14 protein-coding genes and 1 tRNA gene are annotated in these 17,592 nt (G+C 59.2%); 9 read left to right on the top strand and 6 right to left on the bottom strand.

The window, feature by feature from the left end:
* The first annotated feature begins 2 nt into the window (after nucleotides 1–2).
* From dnaG to K6117_RS05040, 3 genes are all read left to right on the top strand, one after another.
* Nucleotides 3–1,904 (top strand): DNA primase, encoded by a 1,902-nt coding sequence (gene dnaG, locus K6117_RS05050; protein ID WP_221792594.1) that lies wholly within the window; start codon nucleotides 3–5, stop codon nucleotides 1,902–1,904.
* Nucleotides 1,905–1,928: 24 nt separating this feature from the next.
* Nucleotides 1,929–3,956, top strand: a complete 2,028-nt coding sequence (gene rpoD, locus K6117_RS05045; RefSeq protein WP_425514681.1) for an RNA polymerase sigma factor RpoD — start codon at nucleotides 1,929–1,931, stop codon at nucleotides 3,954–3,956.
* Between the two features lie 218 nt (nucleotides 3,957–4,174).
* Nucleotides 4,175–4,855 (top strand): DUF6975 family protein, encoded by a 681-nt coding sequence (locus tag K6117_RS05040; protein ID WP_246604815.1) that lies wholly within the window; start codon nucleotides 4,175–4,177, stop codon nucleotides 4,853–4,855.
* Nucleotides 4,856–4,874: 19 nt separating this feature from the next.
* On the opposite strand, the gene K6117_RS05035 is transcribed toward K6117_RS05040, so the two are convergent.
* Both K6117_RS05035 and K6117_RS05030 read right to left on the bottom strand, forming a co-directional pair.
* Nucleotides 4,875–5,099 carry a zinc-finger domain-containing protein gene (locus K6117_RS05035; protein ID WP_221792592.1) on the bottom strand — a complete coding sequence of 75 codons (225 nt, stop codon included), beginning with the start codon at nucleotides 5,097–5,099 and terminating at the stop codon, nucleotides 4,875–4,877.
* 91 nt (nucleotides 5,100–5,190) lie between these two features.
* Nucleotides 5,191–6,516 carry a PAS domain-containing protein gene (locus K6117_RS05030; RefSeq protein WP_221792591.1) on the bottom strand — a complete coding sequence of 442 codons (1,326 nt, stop codon included), beginning with the start codon at nucleotides 6,514–6,516 and terminating at the stop codon, nucleotides 5,191–5,193.
* 204 nt (nucleotides 6,517–6,720) lie between these two features.
* On the opposite strand from K6117_RS05030, the gene K6117_RS05025 reads away from it, so the two are divergent.
* The 5 genes from K6117_RS05025 to K6117_RS14700 all read left to right on the top strand — a co-directional run bounded on the left by K6117_RS05025 (nucleotide 6,721) and on the right by K6117_RS14700 (nucleotide 12,242).
* Nucleotides 6,721–6,796 (top strand) — tRNA-Thr (locus tag K6117_RS05025).
* A 361-nt stretch (nucleotides 6,797–7,157) separates the two neighbouring features.
* Nucleotides 7,158–9,044: a hypothetical protein gene (locus K6117_RS05020; RefSeq protein ID WP_221792590.1), complete on the top strand. Its 1,887-nt coding sequence runs from the start codon at nucleotides 7,158–7,160 to the stop codon at nucleotides 9,042–9,044.
* Between the two features lie 35 nt (nucleotides 9,045–9,079).
* Nucleotides 9,080–10,840: a type I secretion system permease/ATPase gene (locus tag K6117_RS05015; RefSeq protein WP_246604814.1), complete on the top strand. Its 1,761-nt coding sequence runs from the start codon at nucleotides 9,080–9,082 to the stop codon at nucleotides 10,838–10,840.
* A gap of 3 nt (nucleotides 10,841–10,843) precedes the next feature.
* Nucleotides 10,844–12,025, top strand: coding sequence for an HlyD family type I secretion periplasmic adaptor subunit (locus K6117_RS05010; protein WP_246604813.1), 1,182 nt, complete (start codon nucleotides 10,844–10,846; stop codon nucleotides 12,023–12,025).
* The gene (locus K6117_RS14700; RefSeq protein ID WP_484771504.1) at nucleotides 12,012–12,242 is read left to right on the top strand and encodes a beta-barrel domain-containing protein; all 231 of its coding nucleotides are present in this window, start codon (nucleotides 12,012–12,014) and stop codon (nucleotides 12,240–12,242) included. The genes K6117_RS05010 and K6117_RS14700 overlap by 14 nt, the downstream gene beginning before the upstream one ends.
* Before the next feature lie 203 nt (nucleotides 12,243–12,445).
* Here the strand turns inward: K6117_RS14700 and K6117_RS05005 are convergent, their stop codons facing one another.
* Together K6117_RS05005 and K6117_RS05000 are read right to left on the bottom strand one after the other, a co-directional pair.
* Nucleotides 12,446–12,745: a glycine zipper 2TM domain-containing protein gene (locus K6117_RS05005; RefSeq protein WP_246604811.1), complete on the bottom strand. Its 300-nt coding sequence runs from the start codon at nucleotides 12,743–12,745 to the stop codon at nucleotides 12,446–12,448.
* A gap of 77 nt (nucleotides 12,746–12,822) precedes the next feature.
* The gene (locus K6117_RS05000; RefSeq protein ID WP_246604810.1) at nucleotides 12,823–13,410 is read right to left on the bottom strand and encodes a hypothetical protein; all 588 of its coding nucleotides are present in this window, start codon (nucleotides 13,408–13,410) and stop codon (nucleotides 12,823–12,825) included.
* 145 nt (nucleotides 13,411–13,555) lie between these two features.
* Between K6117_RS05000 and K6117_RS04995 the strand changes: the two genes are divergently transcribed.
* Nucleotides 13,556–14,167, top strand: a complete 612-nt coding sequence (locus tag K6117_RS04995) for a class I SAM-dependent methyltransferase (RefSeq protein WP_221792589.1) — start codon at nucleotides 13,556–13,558, stop codon at nucleotides 14,165–14,167.
* 73 nt (nucleotides 14,168–14,240) lie between these two features.
* Here K6117_RS04995 and K6117_RS04990 read toward each other — a convergent pair whose 3' ends face one another.
* Both K6117_RS04990 and K6117_RS04985 read right to left on the bottom strand, forming a co-directional pair.
* Nucleotides 14,241–16,634: a TonB-dependent receptor gene (locus K6117_RS04990; protein ID WP_221792588.1), complete on the bottom strand. Its 2,394-nt coding sequence runs from the start codon at nucleotides 16,632–16,634 to the stop codon at nucleotides 14,241–14,243.
* An 80-nt stretch (nucleotides 16,635–16,714) separates the two neighbouring features.
* The gene (locus K6117_RS04985) at nucleotides 16,715–17,515 is read right to left on the bottom strand and encodes an SDR family NAD(P)-dependent oxidoreductase (RefSeq protein ID WP_221792587.1); all 801 of its coding nucleotides are present in this window, start codon (nucleotides 17,513–17,515) and stop codon (nucleotides 16,715–16,717) included.
* Nucleotides 17,516–17,592 lie beyond the last annotated feature (77 nt).

Raw genomic sequence — 17,592 nt, 5'->3', positions numbered from 1 at the left:
CCATGAGCCTGACCCCTGCCTTTCTCGATGAATTGCGTGCGCGGACAGTGTTGTCCGCGCTGATCGGCAAGAGTGTGAAAGTCACCAAGGCAGGGCGCGAATATAAGGCGTGCTGCCCCTTTCATAACGAGAAGACGCCGAGCTTCACGATCAACGACGATAAGGGCTTTTACCACTGCTTTGGCTGTGGGGCGCATGGCGATGCGATTCGCTGGATGACCGATCAGCGCGGCCTGCCGTTCATGGATGCGGTGAAGGAATTGGCGGCGGCCGCCAATTTGGATGTCCCTGCGCCCGATCCGCGCGCGGCGGAGCGCCAGCAACGGGCGAATTCGCTGCATGATGTGATGGCTGCCGCTGCCGAATGGTTTGTGGCGCAGCTTGCGTCCTCTGCGGGGGCGGAGGCGCAGCAATATCTCGTCCGCCGGGGATTGAGCCGGGCGACGATTGAGCGTTTTGGCATGGGGTTTGCGCCGGATAGCCGGGGCAAGCTGCGTGCGGCGCTCGCAAAGTTCGGCGATGATATGCTGATCGAGGCGGGGCTGTTGATCTCGGTCGAGGGCAAGGAGCCTTATGACCGGTTCCGTGGCCGGGTGATGATCCCGATCCGCGATGCGCGCGGGCGGGTGATTGCCTTTGGCGGACGGATTTTGGGCGATGGTGAGCCGAAATATCTGAACTCCCCCGATACGCCGTTATTCGACAAGGGGCGCACGCTTTATAATCTCGACCTTGCTTTGGCCGCATCGCGCAAGAGCGGGCGGGTGATCGTGGTCGAGGGCTATATGGATGCGATTGCGCTGGCGCAGGTCGGGATTGGCGATGTCGTCGCCCCGCTTGGCACGGCGCTGACCGAGCAGCATCTTGAGCGGCTGTGGCGGATGACGGATGTGCCGATGTTGTGCTTCGATGGCGATTCGGCGGGGCAGAAGGCGGCGATTCGCGCCGCGTTGCGCGCCTTGCCGTTGTTGCAGCCGGGGCAGTCGTTGCAATTTATCACCCTGCCGCAAGGGCAAGACCCGGATGATCTGGTGAAAAGCGGCGGGGCGGGGGCGTTTGAGCGGTTGGCGGACACTGCCGAGCCTTTGGTCGATCGGTTGTGGGCGCATGAGCTTGCATCCGGGCCATTGGCGACGCCGGAAGAACGCGCCGGGTTGAAGCAGCGATTAAATGAGTTGGCGCAGGCGATCCAGCAGCCTGATATTCGCCAGCAATATCGCGAGGAATATCGCCGCCGCTTCGATGAGAAATTCGGTTGGCAGCCGCGCAATACTGCGCCGATGCGCCAGAATGCGTGGGTGCCGCAAGGTACGGGCCAGCGGCGTGGCCAGATGCGCGGGGGCGGCAAGGGGGGCTGGCAACCGCCATTGCCGCCGGTGCGCGCCGGGACGTTGGCGCTGGCGCAGGGCGGGGTCGAGGCGGGTTTCAGCCGTGCGATCCTGGAAGGGCTGGCGCGTTTTCCGGCGTGCATTGCGGAGCGGGCAGAGGCGATTGCGGCCATGCCGATCACCGATCGGCGCGATGATGCGCTGCGCCATATACTTTTAGATATAGCTTTTTCTTCAACAAAGCTTGAACCACAGGCCGTGGCTACCATATTGGCGGAAAAGGGATTGCATGGCATTGGCGGGACGACGAGTTCCGACAAGGGTCTTGCCTTTTCCTTTTTGCGTGGCAAGGCAGATTCCGGGCGGGCGCGGCGTGAGTTGATCGAGTTGATCGACGCGTTGTCCGAGCGGGTGGAAATTGCAACTGCGCTGGGGGACGCCGATCGGCGGTTCACGGCAATGTTGGACGAAGCGAGCTTTGCGGAGCAGCAGCGGCTGCGGGCGGCGCTACAGGCGGCGGAGACGCGGCTGGCCGATCTGGTGCAAGACGCCGGATCGGGGCAAGATGGGGTATAAGGGTCACTTATGGCAAAGGCAGATATGACGGATTCGACAGATAAGGCGGAAGCAGGCGATGCCCCGCTGATCGACCTCAATGAAGCCTCCATCAAGAAGCTGATCTCGCGCGCGAAGAAAAAGGGCTATCTGACGTACGATCAGCTCAATGAGGCGCTGCCGCAGGATCAGATGTCGTCCGAGCAGATCGAAGACATCATGTCCGCGCTCAATGACATGGGCGTGAACATCGTCGAGAACGAAGAAGCGGGCGAAGACGGCGATCAGGACGATAATGCCGAAGAGCAAGTCACCGGCCTAGATGACGGCGACGGCGATGGCTCCGGCCTGATGACGCAGGAAAAGAAGAAGGAAACCATCGATCGTACCGATGATCCGGTGCGGATGTATCTGCGCGAAATGGGCGCGGTCGAACTGCTGAGCCGCGAAGGCGAAATCGCCATCGCCAAGCGGATCGAAGCCGGTCGCGACACGATGATTCTCGGTCTGTGCGAAAGCCCGATCACGTTCAACGCGATCATCGATTGGTCGACCGCGCTGAATGAAGGCACGATGCAATTGCGCGAGATCATGGATCTCGATGCGATGCTGTCGAAGGATCCGGCGCCGGAAAGCCTGACCGATGACGATGTCGATGGCGATGGCGAGATTTCGGAAAAGACCGCCGGGCCGAGCTTCAAGGAAGAAGATGAGGTCGAGGAAGAATCGGCCGATGGCGATGAGGACGAAGACGGCCTGACCGAACGCCGCGCCAAGCGGCCAGTGGAAGAGGAAGAGGAGGACAACACCCTTTCCCTCGCCCAGATGGAAGAACAGCTCAAGCCGATGGCGCTTGAGCGATTTGCCACGATCACCTCGCTTTATCACCGCTTTGCCAAATTGCAGGGCCAGCGTTTGGATGCGCTCGGTTCGGGCGTCGGTTTCCCGCAAAAGCAGGAAGACGAATATCAAAAGCTGCGCGAAGACCTCACCGCCGAGGTGGAAAGCGTGCAGTTTCATGGCAGCAAGATCGAATATCTGGTCGATCAGCTGTACAGCTTCAACCGTCGTTTGACCGCGCTGGGCGGGCAGATGCTGCGGCTGGCCGAGCGCCACAAGGTCAATCGCAAATCGTTCATCGATTCCTATATCGGCCATGAACTCGATGAAAATTGGGTCGAACAGGTCCGTGGCATCGATAAGAAATGGGCGGCCTTTGCCGACGCTGAAGTCGATACCGTTGAACGCATTCGCGCCGAAATCGCCGAAATCGCGCAGGCGACAGGCATGTCGCTCGGTGAATTCCGGCGTATCGTCAACATGGTCCAGAAGGGCGAACGCGAAGCGCGTATCGCCAAGAAGGAAATGGTCGAGGCGAATTTGCGGCTCGTGATCTCGATTGCGAAAAAATACACCAACCGTGGCTTGCAGTTCCTCGATCTGATTCAGGAAGGCAATATCGGCCTGATGAAGGCCGTCGATAAGTTCGAATATCGCCGTGGGTACAAGTTCAGCACTTATGCGACCTGGTGGATCCGACAGGCGATCACGCGCTCGATTGCCGATCAGGCGCGGACGATCCGTATCCCGGTGCATATGATCGAAACGATCAACAAGCTGGTCCGTACCAGCCGTCAGATCCTCCATGAAATCGGTCGCGAACCGACGCCGGAAGAATTGGCGGAACGTCTGTCGATGCCGCTGGAAAAGGTCCGCAAGGTGATGAAAATCGCCAAGGAACCGATCTCGCTCGAAACGCCGATTGGCGATGAGGAAGATTCGCATCTCGGTGATTTCATCGAGGACAAGAATGCGATTATCCCGGTCGATGCGGCGATTCAGGCGAATCTGAAGGAAACAGTGACACGCGTGCTGGCATCGCTTACCCCGCGTGAAGAACGTGTGCTGCGGATGCGTTTCGGCATCGGCATGAACACCGATCACACGCTGGAAGAAGTGGGTCAGCAGTTCAGCGTGACCCGCGAACGTATTCGTCAGATCGAAGCCAAGGCCTTGCGCAAGCTCAAACATCCGAGCCGGTCACGCAAGATGCGCAGCTTCCTCGACCAATAAGCTTCGTACATAAATAAGCTGATTTTTGGCGGCGCGGTCCTTGTTAAGGGGCCGCGCCGTTTCCTTTTCGCCTGACCGTGGTTGATCCGCTTTTAGGCCTCATTTCGTCGCAAATCGGCGAGATTTATATATTCATAAACTGGATGTTTACCTGATCTCATTATGCCGGTTCCATCAATTGGCCGGGGCAGTGCGCTTCCTTGCCCAAACCGCAGAGGATGGCAGTCATGTATCAGGGTCAAGCACAACAGCGCATCGTTGCTGGCATCGACACTGCAATCTGGGCGCTGGTCGGGCAAGAAGGGACCATCAGCCGGTCCTATGTCCGTGGGCCGGGCATGAGCGAGAGCCGGACGGCGGGGCGCAATCTGGCCGATGCGGTGCATTATCTGTGCGTGCTGCATGGCCGCCATCCCGGCGTGGTTGATATTGCGGCGAATATGACGGCCGATCCGGTCATCGGCGCATGGATGGCGAAGGTAATTGAGGCGTTCGCCGAAGAGCGCCGCTACATGAACAAATTGGCCGTCGAGGTTGGTCCTCAGCCATCGACGCCGGGACAGGCCGAAAGCGTGTCGACGGTGAATAGCCAGCGGCACGCGCTTGAAATTCTATCGCGTTCGGATCGTGACGGCTGTGCGCTGGGCGCGGCGATTGCGCTGGTGCTGGATTGGGTGGCTGTGCGAAATGTGCTGGACCGCGCGGCGACGCGCTTGGGTATGACGCCGATCCCCTTGGGCTTGCCGCTGGAAGGCGATACGCTGGCGATGGCGGCCCATTATGCGACGACGCCGGGGATCGAGCGCGCGATCCTGTTCGGGGCGCAGCAATTGGTCGCCCAGCATCGCGGCCTGTGGAATTTATTGGAAGCGCGGCATCTCGCGCGCGCCGATTATTGAGCGCGCAACGGCGATCAGATTAATGGTCTGACGCGGTGTGGCCGTCTGCCAGCACGAAGCGGCGGTCGCAATAAGGGCAGTCGACCGAGCCGCTTTCATCCATCTGCAACCAGATACGGGGATGGCCGAGCGCCGCGCCACCGGGAATATCCGATGCGCCGTCGCAGGCGATGCGGCTGTGACGCACAATAACAGTTTCAGGCGCCGAGCTGTCGGAGACGTTGACGGGAGTTGTGCCGGTCATGTTGGTTCCTCGCACTGGCGCAGTTGATAACGTGCCGCCTCTAACAAGCCGCTCTGCCCAGTGCAATCAGCTTTGCGCAATCTGGTAATGATCAGGCGGCGTCCATTGCTTTGATCATCCGCCAGACCAAGGCTTCGTCGGCTTCAAGCGGCGATAGTAGGGCAATGCGGCCATCCGCCGTGCGGCACCCGAGCAGCACCATGAATTCGCGTTCGCCCGCCTCCAGATCGAGCACCGCCACCGGGGCATGATTTTCGAGGGCGGATTGCGCGCTATGACGGCGCCTTGGCGTGGCGGTCGCCGGATTGTGGCTGCGTCGCGCCTCGCGTTCGGCCTTGACCACGCCCTTGATCCCGCCCTCCGTCTGTTCCAGCAGGGGGGGGAGCGCACCTTGGCCAAGATGCAGCCGCGCCGCATGTTCGAGTACGGCTGCGAATTCGGTCACGCGGCTTTTGTCATAATCGCCGCCGAAGACGAGCTTGATCACCGCCGTCATCGGGGCGCGTTGCTGGACCTTGACTCCGGCATCTTCCAGCAATTCGCGATAATCCGTCGGTTGTTGGCCAGCGATGATCGCGAAATCCCATGCGGAGCCAAGCGCCCGATAGAGCGCGGCGCGGCTACGATGATCGGCGGCATGGGAGAGTGCGGCAAAGGCGCGGGCGGCCGCGAGATGATCACCAAGACCCGCATCCGGGCCGATCATACCGATCGGGTCGGCCTTTGCCGTGCCGCCGAAAAAGGGCATGCCGATGAGGTCGAGTTCGTCCTCACCATGCGCGGCTTCCTCGCTGGTCGGCGTGAAGAGGGGGGGCAATGGCGAGGCCAAGCGGTCGTGTTGTTGGTCGGTCCGGGCGCTGCGCTGGATTTCTTCATGGAGGCGGCAGACCAAGGCCGAATCGGCCAGTTCTTTCCAGTTGATCACGCCATAGATGAAGTCGATATTGTCGTCGTCGGACGAGAACGGCATCAAAATGCCGCGATACAGCGTGTTGTTGCCGCGATGGTTCACGAATTCGGCTTCGAATCCGATCGGTGCGCGGTTGGCGATGATCTGGAGATAATGATCGGTCAGGCGGGACACCAATGACCGGGCAGGGACCTTGTCGACAGAATCGATATTTGTTTCCGGCGCACATTCCGTTTGCAGCGCGGTGCCGAGGAACTGGATCGTCGGGTTTTCGATATCGCAGGTGAAGTCGAGCAAGATGCTATTCGGCCCGAAATCGGCGAGATTGGCCGGTTCCAGATCCTCAATCGACGGAAAACAGCGGTCGCCGAGCAATGACACCCAATAATTATAGGCGCGGACATGCATACGGCGTTCGTCACTGCCCAGCACGACTGGCGTTTCGATGCCGTGATCGGCGGCATTGATTTGGACGGCATCATCCTGATGGCCGTAGACATTATCCATGTGTTGTCCCAGTTCCCAATACGGACCAATGGGACGGTTATGCCAGATGGATGGTTAACTAAGCGTATAGGCTATTCGGTTAATGGACTGAAACCAAGGGTGGTCCATGCGATGTGCGAGAAAGCAGATTCCCCGGTTGCATCCGTCGAATGACGCTGATATTGCGCAGCCCAGATTGGCAAGCCATCAGGCTAAACCGTCAGTGCCGCCTTAGCTCAGTTGGTAGAGCATCGCATTCGTAATGCGGGGGTCGTAGGTTCGAATCCTATAGGCGGCACCATTAAGCTTTATGCTTCTTCCACTAGGATAATCCGGAACTTGCTGCTGAAGGTGCCTTTGGGTGTGTAGCTGCTTGGGTCCTGTTTGGGGCGCGTTGGGTAGGAAAGGTGGCGTGGACCTACGCTGGGCCTAGATGAGTTTGGTCGTGGCGATCAATGCTGCCGGTGATGTGTTCGGCCGGTCATGCCGCCCATCCACGCCTACCTAATCCAATGCATTTGGCGTTAACCAATAATTCGTTTGATTGCCGCCATTTTGAAGATATATCCATCTCATAACGGTAATAATTATAAATCGGTCGCTAACTTTATTCTGCCGATGCGCTTGGCATCGGTGGGGGCATTGTAATCGAAGGGACCGATATGACGACCTACACATGGCAATTTGGCGCTGAAGGCAGTGGGGTATATTTCTCGATTGTCTATGACAGTGAGACCGGTAATTTCACGGTAAACTCCTTTGAAGGGTCATTCGATTTGAATGCCCTTTGGTTTTCCAACGGCGATAAGACGGTCGATGGTGATACCACCCTTGTAAAATCAGACAGCAGCCTGAACATGAATGGTTCCAACACTGTTTGGGATGATGAGGGCAATGCCACCAGTGAAAAGGTCGTCTGGGACGATTATCTGAAGGTGTCGAGCACGGGTCTGGGATCTGCCGGGGAAGCCAAGACATCCTTCGTGAGCGAGGGCGAATCCTATACTTTCTCGGCGGGTGATTTCGATCCTGAAGAGTTCGGCACGCTTGGCGTTCGCGCGACGAGCGTGAACGGTGGAGACGGCCTGAAATGGGTGGATAGCGCGCCTGTCATATCGACCAATAATCCTTGGGGCGACAATCCCTTCAGCATTAATCTGTCGGGTGGGCAACTCCTCAGCGGGGCGGCTGGTGTTGCTGGTGTCGATGGAAGTCCCGGGGGGGCTGGCACAACGAGCGTGGCTGGCACTGATGGTACAGACGGTTCGGCAGTGGGTGACGGCACCGATGGCACGAATGCGACCGCCACAGGTTCCCCCCCAGTCAGGGTTGCAGCGACCGATGGCACGGACGGGGCTGCTGGCATTGATGGCACTGATGGCGGAGATGCGACAGCAGGTGGAGATGGTCAGAATGGCACAGATGGGCAGGCTGGCGGCGATGGCGATACTGCCATGGTCGCTGATGCGCTTGATGGCAATGATCAGGGCTATACGGCAATCTTGATCAATTCCATCGGTAGTGCGACCAATTCGATTTACGGTGGCGACGGCGGTGCTGGCGGCGATGGCGGCGATGGCGGCGCTGGCAGCGATGGTGCAGACGGCGGTGCTGGCGGCGATGGCAGCGATGGCGGCGATGGTGGCGATGGTGGGAATGGGATCGGTTCCGGTGGCACCGTCTATCAAAGCAGTGGCGACGGCGGGGATGGCGGCGTCGGCGGTGACGGTGGCGATGGCGGCGATAGTGGTGCCGGCGGCGACGGTGGTGATGGTGGTGTCGGTGGCGATGGCGGTGATGCTGGTCACGCTATCCAAAACGGAGACCTAAGCGATGTCTTCATCATTGGCAATACGGATTTGGTCATCCTCGGTGGTCTGATTGGCACGGGCGGCGATGGTGGCGATGGTGGCGATGCTGGTATCGGGGGCACGGCTGGCGACGGTGGTGATGCTGGTATCGGTGGCACCGGTGGTGATGCTGGTACTAAGGTTGGTAGCGGTACATCGGGTACAGACGGCGCAGACGGCGTTGACGGCACCAACGGCGATGTTGGTGTTGTCGGCGCTGACGGTGTTGCTGGTACCGATGGCGCTGATGGCAGTGGCGGGGATGCGTATCTGTTAAGGGCCGCGGCCTTTTCGGACAGTGTTGATGTCGATGCGTCGGCCTTTACCGGTCAATTGACGATTTCCGGTTCCGATTTTGATGATAGCTTCATCTTCGGCACAGGCGGCACCATTGCTTATGCGACGCTTGGCAGTGATGATTATGTGTTCAGCGCCGAAGGTGCTGCAGATGAAACCATCATCTATACCGCCGCAGACCAATCATCCGGCGGATCGATCGATTCCATCGACAATTTCGACTTGTTGCATGACAAGATAGATGTTTCCTCAATCACCGAAAGTGACTGGGATTATGCTTGGGACAATAGCAGCAAGTCGCTGACGATTGATCTGGATGGTGATGCTTCGGCCGATATGGCGATCACCCTTTTGGGCATCAACACCACGGACATCAATGATTTCGCATTGGCCTTTGCGTGATCGCTGTGGCGATTGTCAGGATGGAATCCTGATGAATGGGATGGCGGCTTCAGGGGGGCGTGTATCAGATGCATGATCTGCGTTCCCCGGCCTCCATCCTGCAGGCGGCGTTGCTGGCAGCGCGCCGCCATTTTGTCTGGGCGGCAGGGTTCAGTGCGTTGCTGAACCTGCTCTACATCGCGCCAACCTTATATATGCTCCAGATTTATGATCGGGTGGTGCCGACGCGCGGTGGGCTGACGTTGGTCTATCTGACGTTGGTACTGGTCTTTGCGCTTGGCACCTTGTCGCTGCTTGATCTGGTGCGGTCGCGTTTGTTGGTGCGGGCCAGTATGCGGCTGGATCGGATGTTGGCCGGTGCCATTGTCGAGGCATCGCTCGATCATCGCGGCGGCACGCGGGAGACCATGAGCAAACAGGCGCTGCGTGAGTTCGATACGCTGCGTCAGGCATTGTCAGGAGGGGCGATTCTGGCGGTGCTGGATGCCCCGTGGACGCCGATTTATATCCTTGTTTGCATGTTGATCCATCCGGCGCTCGGGTTGCTTGCGCTTATAGGGGCGGGGTTGATCGTCATGGTCGCATGGCGCAATGAAAAGGCGACACATGACCCGCTGAAACGGGCCAATGAGGCTGCCAACCGGGCATATACGGGGCTGGAGCAGTCATTGGCCGGGGCAGAAGCAATTCGGGCGTTGGGGATGCGCGGCGCGATGGTGCAGCGTCATGTTGCTGCCCGCGAGGAAATGATCGCCTTGCAGTCTGGTGCCAGTTTTGCGGCGGGTCGATATACGACGTTCAGCAAGTTCCTGCGCATGTTGTTGCAGTCATTGGCGTTGGGATTGGGCGCGCTTCTTGCGATTGATGGGCTGATTTCGCCAGGTGCGATTTTTGCGGCATCCTTTCTTCTGGGGCGTGCGCTTGCCCCCATCGATCTGATTGTGGGCAATTGGCGTAGCGTGGTGCAGGCGCAAGGCGCGATGCAGACGCTGGAATCCTTGCTCGCGGAAAAGCCGTTATCTTTGGCGTTGACCCATTTGCCACCACCTGATGGCCGGTTGAGCATCGAAAGCTTGCTGGTCCTCAATGCTCGTAAGGACGCCCCCATTTTGGCGGATGTCTCGTTTAAGACGGAGCCGGGGGAAATCGTGGCGATTGTCGGGCCTAGCGGCGCAGGCAAATCAACGCTGGCGCGGGTTATTTCGGGCGGAATTGCGGCTGATCGTGGTGCGATCCGTTTTGATGGCGCGGAGCGGGCGGACTGGGATCAGGAACGCTTGGCCCGCCATATTGGCTATTTGCCGCAATCGACATCTTTGTTTGCGGGCAGTGTGCGCGACAATATCGCTCGTTTCGATGTGGGCAGCGGGGATGATCGTCGTCAGATGGACGAGGAAGTGATCCGGGCGGCGAAGGAATGCGGCGCGCATGACATGATTCTGCGTCTGCCACAGGGCTATGATACGCCGCTTGGCTGGGGTGGGAGTGGCCTTTCCGCCGGTCAGGCGCAGCGGGTCGCATTGGCGCGGGCGCTTTATGGTCGACCTAGCGTGATCATTCTTGATGAACCGAATGCACATCTTGATGCCGATGGCGAAGTTAGCCTCGTCAATGTGCTGGTCAAGATGAAGGAGGAGCGGAAAACCGTCCTGATTATCGCGCATCGCATGGGGATCATGGCGGCGGTGGACAAGGTGCTGGTGGTCAATAATGGCCGGGTGGAGATGTTCGGGCCGCGTGACGAGGTGTTGACCCGCCTCAAACAGGCCCCGCCCGCGATAACGAAGGCGGCATAGGTGATGCAGACGTCTTCTTGGCTCATTCCTATGCAGCAGCTTCGCCATTATCTGACTGCCGATGTGACGGCATCGCAGGGGGATGGGCATATGGGGCCTGATGATCCGCAATTGGATATTCGGGCCGGTATCATCATCGCTGCGTTGTTTTTTGTGGTGTTTATCGGCTGGGCGGCGGTGGCGCGCATGGACGCTGCTGCTTATGCTTCGGGGCGCGTGACGGTATCCGGGCAGCGACAGGTTGTGCAGCATCGCGATGGCGGCGTGGTGGGGGCTATACTCGTCAAGGAGGGGCAGGTCGTACGGCAAGGGGAGGTGCTTCTTCGTCTTGCCGCCGCCGAGGTGCAGGCTGATGCCGCCGCGCTGGCTGGACAATCATATAGTCTGTTGGCGCAGCGGGCGCGATTGAGGGCCGAGCAACTTGGCCAAAGACAGATTACGCCACCTGAGGAGTTTCTTTCCCTTACAGGTAAGGATCGAGCGGAAGCCGATCTGGCGATGAAGATACAAGAGGTGCAACTGCGCACGCGTTCCTCGCTATTGGTGACGCAGCGCGGCGTCTATGGGCAGCAAAGGGCGCAGGCGGGGGATCAGCGTCACGGCTATGCCGCCCAATTGGCATCGGTCCGCGAACAGGAACGCTTGATCGTGCAGGAATTGGAAAGTCTGCGGCCTGTGGCGGAAAAGGGTTTCGTTAGTATGAGCCGTGTCAGGGCGTTGGAGCGTGCGCGCGCGGACCTTGTGGGGCAGGGCGGAAAGCTGGAGGCCGCGATGGCTGAATCCGCCGGTTCGATGGGAGAAAGCAGCCTCAGATCGACCGAAACGCTGAATGCGCGGCAGGAAAGTGTGGCGGCGGAATTGCGGGAGGTTGAGCTGGCGTTGAGTGATGTCTTGCCCAAGCTCAACGCCGCCAAGGACCGATTGGCACGAACTGAGGTCCGGGCGTCGGCAACTGGCACCGTGGTCGGTCTTTCTGTCTTCACCGTGGGCGGTGTGATCGCGCCGGGCCAGAAGTTGATGGATATTGTGCCCAACAAAGCGCCGATGGTGATCGAAGCCCGTTTTTCGCCGGACGATATTGATGATGTGCTTATCGGGCAGACCGCGACGGTGCGTCTGACCGGGTTGCAAGATCGCAACTTGCCGATACTGGAGGGCCAGATTACGCTGAATTTCAGCCGATAGCTTTGTCGATGAAAAAAATGGGCAGTCCTTCTTTACGGGGGAGATCGTCGTCCCTGTATCGCAGGTAAATCTTGTCAGGGATCGTCGCGGTCCCGCTTTCAATCTGAAGCCCGGCATGCCTGTGCAGGTGTTGGTGCCGCTCCGCAAAAGGACGGCGTTGCAATATTTGCTGCAGCCGTTGACGGAGAATTTCTGGCGGGCATTCCGCGAACATTGATTTGCGGCTGGTCTGCATATCCGTGATCCGGGGCGTGGCAATATTAGAGTCCCGGGGTCGGTCGTGAAGATGTCGGTCGCGCTGGACTTGCTATTATGCCTGACTTTATTTTGGCTTATGGTGTCGCGAAAAAGTGCCTTCGTAATGCGGGGGGCGTAGGTTCGAATCCTATAGGTGACACAATTTCCCCCGCATCATGATAATTAGCGGCAGGACCGCTTTCTGGCGACCTCGCGCCCGATGAGCGCGCCTGCGCCTGCGCCGATGACGGTACCCACTGCGCGATCGCCACGGGTGTCGATTGATCTGCCCACCAGCGCACCCGCGACACCGCCGACGACAAGACCTACCGTGCCGTCACTCCGGCGACAATGCAGGCGTCCGTCCTTGCCGCGCCATTCGCGTGCGTTTTGTTGTTGTCCGGCAAAGGCGGGGGTGAGGGGGGCGGCCAATGATGTCGCGGCGACCGTCATTGCGGAGGCCATCAGGAAGAGTTTGCGCATATCAAGTTCCTTGTTGATCATAAAAGCGCTGTCCGTAGCTTGGCGCCACGGACAGCATTATTTACGAGTGGTTGACCTTAGTTGAGGCCGCTGATCCGTATCTTGCGGATTTCACCATAGCGCACCGAGCAGCGGAACTGGCCATAATCGGCATAATCATGGCGGCCATAACGGTCGTAATTGTCATAACGGTCATAGCGCCCATCGCGGTTGTCGCGGTCATAGCGGCGATCGCGATCATCCGTCCTGACATCGCCGCGAATTTCATAGCCGCCACGCGTGCGCGTCACCCGCGTGATGCGCGTGACATCGGGCCTGTCGCCATAACGCGATGCGCGGCTTTCTACCGCATTCACGCATTGTTCAATGGCGCGGCGCGCCCCGCCATAACGGCGCCAATCATCACGATAATCGCGCCCGTCGCGATAATCCCGGTCATATGTCTGGCTCGACAGGATGGCGGCAAGGCCACCGATCACGATAGCGCCTGCAATGATGGCACCGGCATCGATGCGGTCATCGTCGTAATGGCGATCCCGATATTGCTCCCGAGGCTGATCGCGATGCTGCATCTGGGCCTGTGCGGGCATGGATGTTACGAGCATCGTCGTGACAAGCAGCGAACCCATCGCCGCCTTTGCCATCATTGGAAATTTATTAGCCATGATGCTATTCCTCATCTTCTGGCGGGCCTCAAAGGAGAGGCCCTATGAAGTGAACTTTACACGGCCGACAATGTTCCAAGCCTGAACCAGATGGTAAGCTGTGGTTCATCTACGGCGGTGCGACTTTATGTGAGGGGAGCAAGCGATGGAGCAGCAGGCACATTGGAGCGATGTCTACACCACCAAAGCGCCCGATACGGTAAGCTGGTATCAGCCAACGCCTGCGCCCAGCCTGCACGCGCTTGATCGTCTGCACATTGCCCCGACCGCATCGGTGATCGATATCGGCGGGGGCGCATCCTATCTGGTCGATCATCTGCTCATGCGCGGGTTTTCGGATGTGACGGTGCTCGATATAGCCGCGCCTGCGCTGGACATCGCCAAGGCGCGGCTGGGCGAGGCGGCGGTCCACGTGCATTGGGTCGTGGCAGACATGACTTTATGGGTGCCGGGGCGCTGTTTCGATGTCTGGCATGATCGCGCGGTGTTTCATTTCCTGACCGAAGAAGGCCAGCGCGCGGCCTATCGTAAGGCCTTGGAGCAGGCCTTGGCCCCGATGGGTGTCGCGATCATCGCGACCTTTGCGCTGGATGGGCCGGAGAAATGCAGCGGCCTCGCGGTGCAGCGTTATGACGCGGCGGGCTTGGCCAAGGCGCTTGGGCCGGCATTCGCCTTGGTCGCGGACTGGCGCGAGGTGCATGTCACGCCGGGGGGTGGGCAGCAGGCCTTTACATGGGGCGTGTTCAAGCGGGCGTGAGGGGGCTTTAAAAGGCGCAAAAAAGGGGCCGCAACCGGAGTTGCAGCCCCTCTTATTTTGTCTTGGCGAAGGATCAGAACTTGATCGAGGCCTCGACGCCATACATGCGCGGCAGGCCGGGCAGAGTGGCGTTGATCGCGAACACGGCGCCCAATGGGAAACCGCCGGTTTCATATTTTTCCTTGGTCAGGTTCTTTACGAAACCCGCCACCGAAATCCCGGTGTCGCTGATGTTATTCAGCTCCAGACGGGCATCGATGAGCTTATAGCTCTTGATGGTCGTGCCGGGCAGGATGGTGTCCTGCGCGTTGGAATAATAGAATTTCGACTGGGTATAAATATCGCCGCGCAGCGCGAACTCCCCAACGCCCGGCATTTCATGGGTGGCACGGAAGAAGCCCGATGCCGTCCATTTCGGGGCATCGCCATAAGGACCGAAATGCACCGTGGTGTTGCCGACGGTCGCCTCTGGCGTGCCGGTGTACCGCGCATTGGTGTAGGAGACCATGCCGCCCAATTGGAACCATTTGGCCGGACGGATCGAGCCATCGAATTCTACGCCGGTGACGCGGGCCTTGGGCACATTGCCCGAGACGGCGGCCACGCCGAGATAGATGGCGCGGATGACCTTTTTGATGTGCTGATCATAGACCGCCACGTTGAAATTGGCAGGCACATCGCCAAGGAAGCCGTTGAACTTGGTCCCGACTTCGAAGTCATAGGTCGTTTCCGGTTCGAAGCTGTTGGCGGTGAACTGGCCACCGGCAAGGGCATTGGCGGCAGTGCCGTTGAAGCCGCCGGTGCGCCAAGAACCGCGCTGCGAGACATAGACCATCAACGCATCGCTGATCTTGTAATCTGCCGACAGGGTCCAGCTTGGCTTGTTGGCCTTCAATTTGGCGGAGGCCGGGAAGCCCGGCAGGCCGAGGTTGAAATCATCCTGCGACCCGTCATAGCCGCTGGTGCGACGCGTCGGGGTCAGCTTGGTCTGTTCCCAGGTCCAGCGACCGCCTGCGGTGATGTTCAGCCGATCCGTCAGCGCATAGGACATCTGAGCATAGACGGCCTTGGACTTCGACTTGATGGTATATTCGCGCAGGAATGCGCCGACGCCGGTCGGTGCATAGCTGGGGCAAACGTCAGCGCCGCAGAACGCGTAATCCGGGGCGAAGGCCAGTTGCATCCGCTGATAATCTGAGCCGGAGAAATAATAGAGGCCCGCGATATAGTTCAGGCGATCATCCGCCAATTTGCCGGATACCTGCAATTCGTCGGAGAATTGCTTCTGGCGATAGCTATAGCCTTCAGCATCGGTGCCATGGTCGAAACCGATCAATAGTGGTTCGAACGGCGTGCCATCGACATCGGTGCGGTCGCGCGAGCTGGCCTTGTTATAGCCGACGACATTTTTGATCGTCATGCTGTCGGACGCTTCGAAGGTCGTAGTGTTGGTGGCAGTATACTGGTTCGCGCGGTGCGCGCCGGTCTGGTTGTTGAAGATATCGTAAAAGCCGTAGCCCTTTTGCGCTTCCATAAAGCTGGCGAGACCGGTGAACCCGAGTTGGGTAAACCGTGCGCTATCCTTTAGAAGGGCGGAAATGCCATTCGGATAAAGGGTGTTCGACGGCAGGCCGAAGGACAAGGGCGTGCTGCCGTTCATCTGGCCCGTCACATAGGTATTCTGGGCTTTCAGGCCAGCGCTGACCCCACCGGTGTGGAGATATTGGAACATGGAATAGTTCTCAAGCCGATCGCTTAGGTGCAGCACGAGCGACGGACGCACGCTGAAGCTGTCGAGCGAGCCATTCTTGGTCCCCAGCCAGACGTTGCGCTGATAGCCGTCGCGCTTCACATATTGCGAGGCGACGCGGAATGCGCCGAGGTCGTTGAGCGGGATGTTGATCGCGCCTTCCAGCGAACGGGCATCGTAATTGCCATAAGAGGCCTTGGCATAGCCGCCGAGTTCATCGGTCGGGCGCTGGGTCTGATACAGCACCGCGCCGCCGGTGGCGTTGCGGCCAAACAAGGTACCCTGCGGCCCTTTCAGGACCTGAATCGACTGAAGATCATAAAAGGACGAGGCGGCAACGCCCTGTGCGTTGAATTCGTTCACATAGGTCAGCACCGCAGGCGCGGCGAACGAAAAGGCATCAAGCGACTGGCCGCGCAGCGAGAAAGCGAGCTGGTTCGACGAGTTCGTCTGGCGCACGGTCAGGCCGGGGGTGGCGGTTTGCAGGTCGGTTTCCGACATGATGCGGCGTTCCTGCAAAGTGGTCGCGCTGATCGCGGTCACGGACACCGGCACGTCGGAGAGCTTTTCCTCGGTACGACGTGCGGTGACGACGATGTCATCGCGATTGGCGGTTTCGGATGCGCCTGCGCTGTCCTGTGCGAACGCAGCTGTCGCGGTACAGGCGAGGACGAGGGTCAGCGCGGTCGCGCAACTATTGGTGAGATTGATTTTCATATATCCTCCTTTATAAACAATGTTTTACTTGTTTTTTGAATGGGGCCGGGGTTGAAGTGCCGGTCTGTTGGCGCGCTGTTTCAAGCGCGCGTGCCACGCCACGCCAAGGTGCCGCCGTCGATGACATAGGCAGCGCCGGTGATGAACGATGAGTCCTCGGACGCGAGGAAGCAGGCGAGCTTGGCGATTTCTTCGGGTTCGCCGAGGCGCGGGATCAGATGCGCGCCGGTCAGCACGCTCATGATCTGGTCTTTGTCTTCGGCGGCGGCGAAATATTTCTCCAGCATCGGCGTGCGAATGGCGCCGGGGCAATAGCAGTTGCAGCGGATGTTGAATTTCGCGAGATCGACCGCAGCGGCCTTGGTCAGCATGTGGACGCCGCCCTTGGTTGCGCAATAGACGCCCGCCATCGGATAGGCGACGAACGAACCGGTCGAGGCGACGTTGACGATGGCTGCGCCCTTGGTCGAATTTTTCATGAACGGGACAGCGTGCTTGATCGCGAGCCAGACCGCGCGGAGGTTCACCTCATAAACGATGTCCCAAATGTCATCGCCCATTTCTTCGATCGAGGTTTTGTCGGTCAGATCGGTTTCATGCACCGCCGCATTATTATGCAGCACGTCGATGCAGCCATATGTGTCGCCAACCTGCTGCATCAGCGCCTTGATCGCGGCCGGGTTGCGCAGGTCGCAGGGGATGAAGCTGGCTTCATGACCCTCGGCCAGAATGGCGGCGACAGTGTCTTCGCCCGCGGCGGCATTGATGTCGGTGATGACCACCTTGCCGCCTTGCCGTGCCATTTCAATCGCGCTCGCGCGGCCCATGCCGCTGCCTGCGCCGGTAATAATGCAGACCTTGCCATCCAGACGGTTGCCCACAGATAGTCTCCCCTTGAAGGGCGGCTGCGGACTCTTTGGTCCCGCATGCTGCCGATAGTGTGGGGGCATCAGTCCAA

The sequence above is a fragment of the Alteraquisediminimonas sediminicola genome, from assembly GCF_019740335.1.
Taxonomy (GTDB): Bacteria; Pseudomonadota; Alphaproteobacteria; order Sphingomonadales; family Sphingomonadaceae; genus Alteraquisediminimonas; species Alteraquisediminimonas sediminicola.
This window is presented reverse-complemented; position numbering and strand designations above follow the sequence as displayed.

Excerpts from the sequence above, each read along its gene's own strand:
- K6117_RS04995 (WP_221792589.1), top strand. The coding sequence starts at position 13,556 with ATGGAGCAGCAGGCACATTGGAGCGATGTCTACACCACCAAAGCGCCC.
- K6117_RS05000 (WP_246604810.1), bottom strand. The coding sequence starts at position 13,410 with ATGGCTAATAAATTTCCAATGATGGCAAAGGCGGCGATGGGTTCGCTG.
- K6117_RS05005 (WP_246604811.1), bottom strand. The coding sequence starts at position 12,745 with ATGCGCAAACTCTTCCTGATGGCCTCCGCAATGACGGTCGCCGCGACA.
- K6117_RS05035 (WP_221792592.1), bottom strand. The coding sequence starts at position 5,099 with ATGACCGGCACAACTCCCGTCAACGTCTCCGACAGCTCGGCGCCTGAA.
- K6117_RS04990 (WP_221792588.1), bottom strand. The coding sequence starts at position 16,634 with ATGAAAATCAATCTCACCAATAGTTGCGCGACCGCGCTGACCCTCGTC.
- K6117_RS05010 (WP_246604813.1), top strand. The coding sequence starts at position 10,844 with ATGCAGACGTCTTCTTGGCTCATTCCTATGCAGCAGCTTCGCCATTAT.
- rpoD (WP_425514681.1), top strand. The coding sequence starts at position 1,929 with ATGACGGATTCGACAGATAAGGCGGAAGCAGGCGATGCCCCGCTGATC.
- dnaG (WP_221792594.1), top strand. The coding sequence starts at position 3 with ATGAGCCTGACCCCTGCCTTTCTCGATGAATTGCGTGCGCGGACAGTG.
- K6117_RS05020 (WP_221792590.1), top strand. The coding sequence starts at position 7,158 with ATGACGACCTACACATGGCAATTTGGCGCTGAAGGCAGTGGGGTATAT.
- K6117_RS05030 (WP_221792591.1), bottom strand. The coding sequence starts at position 6,516 with ATGGATAATGTCTACGGCCATCAGGATGATGCCGTCCAAATCAATGCC.
- K6117_RS05015 (WP_246604814.1), top strand. The coding sequence starts at position 9,080 with ATGGGATGGCGGCTTCAGGGGGGCGTGTATCAGATGCATGATCTGCGT.
- K6117_RS05040 (WP_246604815.1), top strand. The coding sequence starts at position 4,175 with ATGGCAGTCATGTATCAGGGTCAAGCACAACAGCGCATCGTTGCTGGC.